General features: G+C 56.6%; 8 protein-coding genes. 6 read left to right on the plus strand and 2 right to left on the minus strand.

The features are described from left to right. The 5 genes from AC0KVQ_RS15970 to AC0KVQ_RS15990 form a co-directional block, all read left to right on the plus strand. The coding region (locus AC0KVQ_RS15970; RefSeq protein ID WP_473422185.1) for a transketolase C-terminal domain-containing protein at positions 1-444 on the plus strand (444 nt) is incomplete at its 5' end. A 167-nt stretch (positions 445-611) separates the two neighbouring features. Next, on the plus strand, positions 612-1370 hold the full coding sequence (locus tag AC0KVQ_RS15975) for an SDR family NAD(P)-dependent oxidoreductase (protein ID WP_473422186.1): 759 nt from the start codon (positions 612-614) through the stop codon (positions 1368-1370). A gap of 145 nt (positions 1371-1515) precedes the next feature. Beyond that, complete coding sequence (locus AC0KVQ_RS15980; RefSeq protein WP_473422187.1) at positions 1516-2529, plus strand: TRAP transporter substrate-binding protein; 1014 nt, start codon at positions 1516-1518, stop codon at positions 2527-2529. 4 nt (positions 2530-2533) lie between these two features. Then, positions 2534-4399: a TRAP transporter large permease gene (locus AC0KVQ_RS15985; RefSeq protein WP_473422189.1), complete on the plus strand. Its 1866-nt coding sequence runs from the start codon at positions 2534-2536 to the stop codon at positions 4397-4399. A gap of 123 nt (positions 4400-4522) precedes the next feature. Then, on the plus strand, positions 4523-4858 hold the full coding sequence (locus AC0KVQ_RS15990) for a hypothetical protein (protein WP_473422190.1): 336 nt from the start codon (positions 4523-4525) through the stop codon (positions 4856-4858). 602 nt (positions 4859-5460) lie between these two features. On the opposite strand, the gene AC0KVQ_RS15995 is transcribed toward AC0KVQ_RS15990, so the two are convergent. Beyond that, positions 5461-5841 carry a hypothetical protein gene (locus tag AC0KVQ_RS15995; protein WP_473422191.1) on the minus strand — a complete coding sequence of 127 codons (381 nt, stop codon included), beginning with the start codon at positions 5839-5841 and terminating at the stop codon, positions 5461-5463. A gap of 370 nt (positions 5842-6211) precedes the next feature. On the opposite strand from AC0KVQ_RS15995, the gene rhlP reads away from it, so the two are divergent. Beyond that, positions 6212-6994 (plus strand): rhombotarget lipoprotein, encoded by a 783-nt coding sequence (rhlP, locus tag AC0KVQ_RS16000; RefSeq protein ID WP_473422192.1) that lies wholly within the window; start codon positions 6212-6214, stop codon positions 6992-6994. A gap of 117 nt (positions 6995-7111) precedes the next feature. On the opposite strand, the gene AC0KVQ_RS16005 is transcribed toward rhlP, so the two are convergent. Then, entirely contained in the window at positions 7112-7240 is a 129-nt protein-coding gene (locus tag AC0KVQ_RS16005) for an NAD(P)(+) transhydrogenase (Re/Si-specific) subunit beta (protein ID WP_473422193.1), read from the minus strand. Positions 7241-7249: the final 9 nt, after the last annotated feature.

A 7249-nucleotide genomic window follows, 5' to 3' on the forward strand; every position in this document is an offset into this window, starting at 1 on the left:
AATGTGCCGCTGGTGCTGGACGAATACGACTACAAGTTCGAGCTGGGCAAGGCCAAGCTGCTGCGTGACGGCAAGGACGTACTGATCATCGGCACCGGCCTGATGACCATGCGCGCGCTGGAAGTCGCCAAGGAACTGGCCGCTGACAAGATCGATGTGGCCGTGCTGCACTGCCCGACGATCAAGCCGCTCGATACTGAAACAATCCTGCGCGAAGCCGGCCGTCCTGGCCGTCTGGTGATCGTGGCGGAAAACCACACCGTAGTCGGCGGTCTGGGCGAAGCCGTGGCGACGACCTTGCTGTGTAACGGTGTCACCCCGCCGTTCCGTCAGATCGCCCTGCCGGACGAGTTCCTGGATGCCGGCGCGCTGCCGACCCTGCACGATCGTTACGGCATCTCGACTTCGGTCATGTGCAACACGATCAAGGGCTGGCTCGACTGATTCTGGCACTTGCATGCACCACGATCGCCGTAGGTCGGGATTGATTCCGGCGTCAATGGCTACAGGCTGTCGGGTTAAAACCCGATCTACGGCAACGTGTTTTTGCATGACAAATTGAATTTGAAATGAATGTGGCGTCTGCGAGCGCCACCTTGGAGGAAAATCTCATGTCTAACGGACTTCTTGAAGGCAAGGTTGCCGTCATCACCGGCGCCGCATCCCCGAACGGTATCGGCTTCGCTACGGCCAAGCTGTTTGCCAAGCATGGCGCCAAGGTCGTGATTCTCGACCTGGATGAAAAAGCTGCAGCCGATGCTGCCGCGTCGATTGGCCCGGAACATCGCGGCTATGCCTGCAACGTGGCAGACAAGCAAAGCTGCGATGCTGCCGTGGCACGTGCTGTGGCTGAATTCGGCGCAGTGAATGTCTTGATCGCCAACGCCGGCATCACCCAGCCGGCCAAGGTGTGCGACATCACCCCGGCCGACTGGGACCGCATCATGTCGGTGAACCTGGATGGCGTACTCTACATGTCGCAAGCCGTGGTTCCGTACATGAAGAAACAAGGCGGCGGCTCGATTGCCTGCATGTCTTCCGTTTCGGCCCAGCGCGGCGGCGGCATTCTCGGTGGCCCGCACTACTCGGCCGCCAAGGCTGGCGTGCTCGGTCTGGCCAAGGCCATGGCGCGTGAACTCGGCATTGATGGCATCCGCGTCAACTGTGTGACTCCGGGCCTGATCGGCACCGACATCAGCAAGGGCAAGCTGACCGAAGAGAAAAAGGCCGAAATTGCTGCCGGCATTCCGCTCAATCGTTTGGGCAAGCCGGAAGAAGTCGCGGGTTGCTACCTGTTCCTGGCCAGCGACCTGGCCGGCTACTGCACAGGTAACACGATCGACGTGAATGGTGGCATGCTCATCCACTAAGTAGCAGACAACGCCCCCCTGTCCTGCCCGGCAACGTTGCAGAAGGGGGGCAAGTTATGTCTGCCGCCAATAAAAAAATACGTACGGTCCAACTTATGTTTGGAGGAGAAAGATTGTGAGCACGGATCACAAAGACAATAACGCAATGAGCCGCAGAAGCTTTTTGAAGACTACGGTCACGGCTTCTGCCGCATTGCCGCTGTTCGGTATTCTGAGCCGTCCAGCCAATGCCGCCGAATTCAATTACAAAATGGCAACCGGGCAGGACCCAACGCATCCGGTCAACATCCGGGCACAGGAAGCCCTGAATCGCATTCGGGAAGCCACCAACGGCCGCCTGCACATCAAGCTGTTCCCGCAAAACATGCTGGGTTCGGATACGGATTTGCTGGCGCAAGTACGCAGTGGCGCCATTGAATTCTTCAACCAGTCATCATCCGTCCTGGCGACATTTGTTCCGGCAGCCGGCATCGTCAACACCGGCTTTGTGTTCCAGAACTATAACGATGTCTGGCGCGCGCTCGATGGTGACCTTGGCAGCTATATCCGTTCGGAAATCACCAAGCGCAAAGTCGTTTCGGTGTGCAAGGCCTGGGACAATGGCTTCCGCCATGTCAGCACCTCCAATCGCCCGATCAAATCCGCAGCCGATCTGAAAGGCCTGAAGATCCGGGTACCGCAGGCGCCCATTCTGACTTCGCTGTTCCAGGCACTGGCTTCCGGCCCGGCCCCGATCAACTTCAACGAACTGTATTCCTCGCTGCAAACCAAGGTCGTGGAAGGCCAGGAAAACCCCTTGCCTATCATCTCCACCGCCAAGCTGTATGAAGTGCAGAAATACATCAGCATGACCGGCCACGTCTGGGATGGTTACTGGATTCTGGGTAACCGCCATGCCTGGACCAATCTGCCGGAAGATATCCGGACCATCGTGGAAAACGAATTCAATCGCTCCGCCATGGATGAACGCGCAGACATCGCCAGACTGAGCCTGTCGCTGCGTCAGGACATGGAGAAGAAAGGTGTCACGTTTGTCGACCCCGATCTGGCTTCGTTCCGTGAAAACCTGAAAAAGACCACCTTCTATGCGGACTGGAAAACCAAATTTGGTCCGGAAGCCTGGGGATTGCTTGAAAAATACGTAGGGAAACTGGTGTAAGACTATGAGCGCTCATGAACTGACTTGCGATGCTCCGGTGCATCGCATCCCCTGGTTGCAGACACTCGACAAACTTTTGGGGAAGATGGTTGAAATTCCTGCGGCCATGCTGGTTGCTGCGGAAATTCTGGTATTGCTGTACGGCGTGATGTGCCGTTATTTCTTCCATACCCCGGTGATCTGGACTGACGAACTGGCTTCTTGCCTGTTCCTTTGGCTGGCCATGCTGGGCTCGGTCATTGCCTTGCGCAGAAATGAGCACATGCGCATGACCGCACTGGTCAGCAAGGCATCGCCCGCCATGCGTTCCTTCCTGGAAGTGCTGGCCACCGTTGCCCCCTTGCTGTTCCTTACCCTGCTGGTGGAGCCATCCATCGAGTTTGCGGTAGATGAGCAATTCATCACCACGCCCGCGATGGGAATCGTCAATTCCTGGCGAGCATCGGCCTTGCCGGTTGGCATCATCCTGATGCTGGTGGTCACGCTGATTCGCATGACGCAAGTTGCCAAGATCCGGCACCTGTTCGCCGCCATTGGCGGGGTATTGGCACTGACCGCTGTATTTCTTGCATTGCAGCCGGCATTCAAGACACTCGACAACTACAACCTGCTGATCTTTTTTGTCGGCCTGGTTGCTGTCGGCGTGTTGTCCGGCGTGCCCATCGCCTTCTCGTTCGGGATTGCCACGATCGGCTATCTGGGCTTGTCCACCCATATCCCGCTGATGGTGGTCGTTGGCCGCATGGATGAAGGAATGTCGCACCTGATCCTGCTGGCGGTGCCGCTGTTTGTGTTCCTGGGGGTACTGATCGAGATGACCGGCATGGCCGCTGCCATGATCGGCTTCCTGGTCAGCCTGCTGGGGCATGTGCGCGGCGGTTTGTCCTACGTGCTGGTGGGGGCCATGTATCTGGTTTCCGGTATTTCCGGTTCCAAGGCAGCCGATATGGCCGCAGTGGCCCCGGTGCTGTTCCCGGAAATGAAAGCACGTGGTGCCAAGGAAGGCGATCTGGTCGCGCTGTTGTCTGCAACCGGCGCGCAGACCGAAACCATTCCGCCCAGCCTGGTACTGATCACCCTGGGTTCAGTAACCGGCGTATCGATTTCCGCACTCTTTACCGGCGGCATTCTGCCCGGCTTGGTGCTGGCCTTTACGCTCTGCTGCCTGGTGGGCTGGCGTTATCGCAAGGAAGATCTTTCCAAGGTTCAGCGCGCGAGTGGCAAGCAAATCATGTGGAAATTCCTGATTTCCCTGCCAGCCATCGCCCTGCCCTTCGTGATTCGCGCTGCAGTGATCGAAGGCGTGGCAACTGCGACTGAAGTTTCGACCATCGGTATAGCCTACGCGGTATTTGCCGGCTTGCTCATTTACCGCAAGTTTGACTGGTCTCGCGTGGTTCCGATGCTGATCGACACGGCCGCCCTTTCCGGTGCCATTCTGCTCATCATCGGCGCAGCAACCGGCATGGCTTGGTCGTTGACCCAGTCGGGCTTCTCCAATGATCTGGCCGCCGTCATGGCCGGCTTGCCTGGCGGTGCGCCGATGTTCATGGTTGCCACCATCATCGCGTTCACCATTCTTGGCAGCGTACTGGAAGGCATCCCCGCCATCGTGCTGTTCGGGCCGCTGCTGTTCCCGATCGCACGCCAGATGGGTATTCATGAAGTGCACTACGCCATGGTGGTAGTGCTGGCCATGGGCATGGGTCTGTTTGCACCGCCATTCGGTGTGGGGTATTACTCGGCCTGCGCGATCAGCCGGATTCACCCGGACAAGGGTATGCAGCCGATTATCGGTTACATGATTGCACTCTTCATCGGCGTCATCATCGTAACTGCCGTGCCCTGGATTTCGATCGGATTCCTGTAAACAGCCACGGCGAAACTGCCACAAAAGCCCGTCATGCCAAGCAGCACATCAGGCCTGACGGGCTTTTTTTACCGCACAACAAAAACAAGCACGTCTTGATTGCCCCATCATCGGAGATACGGAATGGCTATTTTTTATGCAGAAACAGGCATGGGTTGCTGCATACGCGAAGCGGACAATATCGAAACCGCCCGCGCCATCATCCTGACCGAAGTCGGCCTTTACAATGGCATACACGTTCTGCGCAAAGCCACCGCATCCGATATCGATTGGGTCTTCAAGAAAGGCGGCTGGATTCCATCGCACTTGCGGGCAAAAAAATTGCTGGAAAAAGCCTATGCCGATAGCCAGGCCATCGGCCTGTCGTTCGCATCACCCAAGCTCGGCCAGCGCCCTGCCGATCAGGAAACCAGCAGCAAAACCGGAACGATCAGCAGGCAAATCGTCACGACCGGATAATCCGGGGAAGACAAATTCTGGCGGATGAATGTCGACATGGCAGACCTCTCAAGCGTTATCCAGCAATGGTTGGAAAATCAGATAAGCACAAACTTCCGATCGCACATCAATACAGAACGATCGTTCTATATTAACAGTGAAATTTTGCTTTGAATAGCGCTGCGTCTGAATTTCCTGCCGAAACCCTATCTTGCTATCACGGCCTATCCGACCCGCTCGAACACTTGTTGAGCCAGGCGTCATACCAGGAAAGGCAGCGACTGCAGAACCAGACCTGCTGGCCCTCACTGCTTCTCGTCGCCATTGGCACCCGGCATGTCGGGCAGTTATGGCGCAAGGATTGGCCATAGGCCTGCGGCCCGACTGTAGTTTTTCCTGCCATGCCATACCTGTTGAGCATCAGTGCCAATATGCCTGACAGCCCTTGTTCCGTATCCGATTGCATGAATGTGCTTGCTTTTTCTATGCCGCCATCCGGCCCTTGGGGCGAACAGCGTTATTGATATCCTGCCTGCATCGAGGCAACTTGAAGACCGCCGGGACAAATCCCTACCTTGTCTGCGCCACCCAAGCCAAAGCGGAAGACTGCGCAAACCAGCCGGCTACCCCGCCTGCGGCGCCAGCCCACGCGGTGCAGACAATTGTCGGGCGAGACGTTCAATCACCCGGTCGGTGATACGGGAAAAATCGCTACCCAGCTCTTCGATGACAATCACGGAGCTGTTATTCAAGACAAGAACAAGGCGGCAAAGTTTATCGATCCCGCCACGCAGCGGCCCGTTGATGTCGGAAAAGCACAGGGTGGCGTCTTGAATAAGACCGGAAAAAGGCAGCAGGCAGGTATTCAGTTTTCCCGAGGCAAGGCGGCGCAGAATCGATGATCCCGGCAAGCCTTTCGTTTTTATATGAATTTGCATCACGTTCCCTCTTTGAAATCCGCGAGGTACTTCAAGGCCGGGCTGGCGTTTTATCAAGATGGCCATAGCAGATATGCGGCACGCCGGTTTCCAAGAACCCATTCACGATCTTGCTGCGAGGCCGTGATCGGGGCTCATGCGCTGCTCAAAATCCTCATGTACTCCTTGTACATTCCGGTTTTTGCGCTGCTCTTCACCCCGCTGACGGCCTCTCGCTACAGATCATGAACAGGTTCTAAGCCCGGTCTTTCCAGCCTGTTGGAAGCGAAACGGTACAAAGAGTTCCCGCCCCTGCATGATGAGTCAGTCCAAATTGACCAGCATCAGTTTTTATCCATGCCGCTAGGATGGATTGCTTTGGCCGAACGCGGCTCACTCTGCTTTACTGGAAGTGTTCACTCCCGGTAGCGCATTCCACATCGCCCATGGAGGTCATATGTTCAAGCTGGCATCAGTGTTTATGGCGATGATCGCCACGATTATCCTCGGCGGCTGTGCTTCGATGGAAACGGATGCCCGACAGCGTCAGGTCGCCTCCGTGCTGGCATATCTATTTCCTGACACCAACCACGTTCCCACCAGTTCTGACGCCGTAGCCGAATTACGCGTGCCATTCCGGATCGGGGTAGCATTCGTGCCGGATAACGCGAACCCACAGTTTCGCCTACCGGAAAGCGACCGGCTGAAATTGGCGGCAAAAGTGCGCGAAGCCTTTGTGAACTACCCGTTCATCAAGGAAATAACGCCGGTTCCGTCGGTATATCTGGAACCGGGTGGCGGGTTTGCCAATCTTGACCGGGTGGCAGCCCTCTTGAACCTCGACGTGATTGCGCTGATTTCGTTTGACCAAGTTCAGAATGCCGGCGCTACAGGCTCGTCCCTGCTTTACTGGACGGGGGTGGGCGCATACATGATCAATGGAGACCAGTACGATATCCTGACCGCAGTCGAAACGTCGGTATTCGATATCAAGAGCCGCCGATTATTGATCCGCGCAAGCGGCATCTCGAACCTTAAAGGGACCGCGACGATGATCGGTTTCTCGGAGCAAGCCAGAGCGGCCCGGACGCAAGGTTTCGAGGATGCCGTGAATGAAATGATCGGCAAACTGCATACGGAAGTTAAAACATTTCGCGAGCGTGCGCCTGGCGATCCGAAAATTCGGCTGATACTGCCACCGGGCTACAATCCCCAGGCACTTGGCAACACACCTCATTAGCCACAACGCTGGAATCCAACATAGGCGCGATAGGTCCACGCCCAAAGCATGAAGAGCGAAAACCTTCCGCCGAGCGGGTATCTCAGCGGAAGGTTTGGCGCATCCAGATACTGCGCATCAGGACTTGAGCGCGACGAGGACTTCTTCGAGCATCTTCTTGGCATCGCCAAACAGCATGCGGTTGTTGTCCTTGTAGAACAGCGGGTTGTCCACGCCAGCGTAACCGGAGGCCATCGAGCGCTTCATCACGATCGA

Source organism: Formivibrio sp. oc-25 (assembly GCF_055810895.1).

Excerpts from the sequence above, each read along its gene's own strand:
- AC0KVQ_RS15975 (WP_473422186.1), top strand. The coding sequence starts at position 612 with ATGTCTAACGGACTTCTTGAAGGCAAGGTTGCCGTCATCACCGGCGCC.
- AC0KVQ_RS15980 (WP_473422187.1), top strand. The coding sequence starts at position 1,516 with ATGAGCCGCAGAAGCTTTTTGAAGACTACGGTCACGGCTTCTGCCGCA.
- AC0KVQ_RS15985 (WP_473422189.1), top strand. The coding sequence starts at position 2,534 with ATGAGCGCTCATGAACTGACTTGCGATGCTCCGGTGCATCGCATCCCC.
- AC0KVQ_RS15990 (WP_473422190.1), top strand. The coding sequence starts at position 4,523 with ATGGCTATTTTTTATGCAGAAACAGGCATGGGTTGCTGCATACGCGAA.
- AC0KVQ_RS15995 (WP_473422191.1), bottom strand. The coding sequence starts at position 5,841 with ATGGCCATCTTGATAAAACGCCAGCCCGGCCTTGAAGTACCTCGCGGA.
- rhlP (WP_473422192.1), top strand. The coding sequence starts at position 6,212 with ATGTTCAAGCTGGCATCAGTGTTTATGGCGATGATCGCCACGATTATC.
- AC0KVQ_RS16005 (WP_473422193.1), bottom strand. The coding sequence starts at position 7,240 with ATGAAGCGCTCGATGGCCTCCGGTTACGCTGGCGTGGACAACCCGCTG.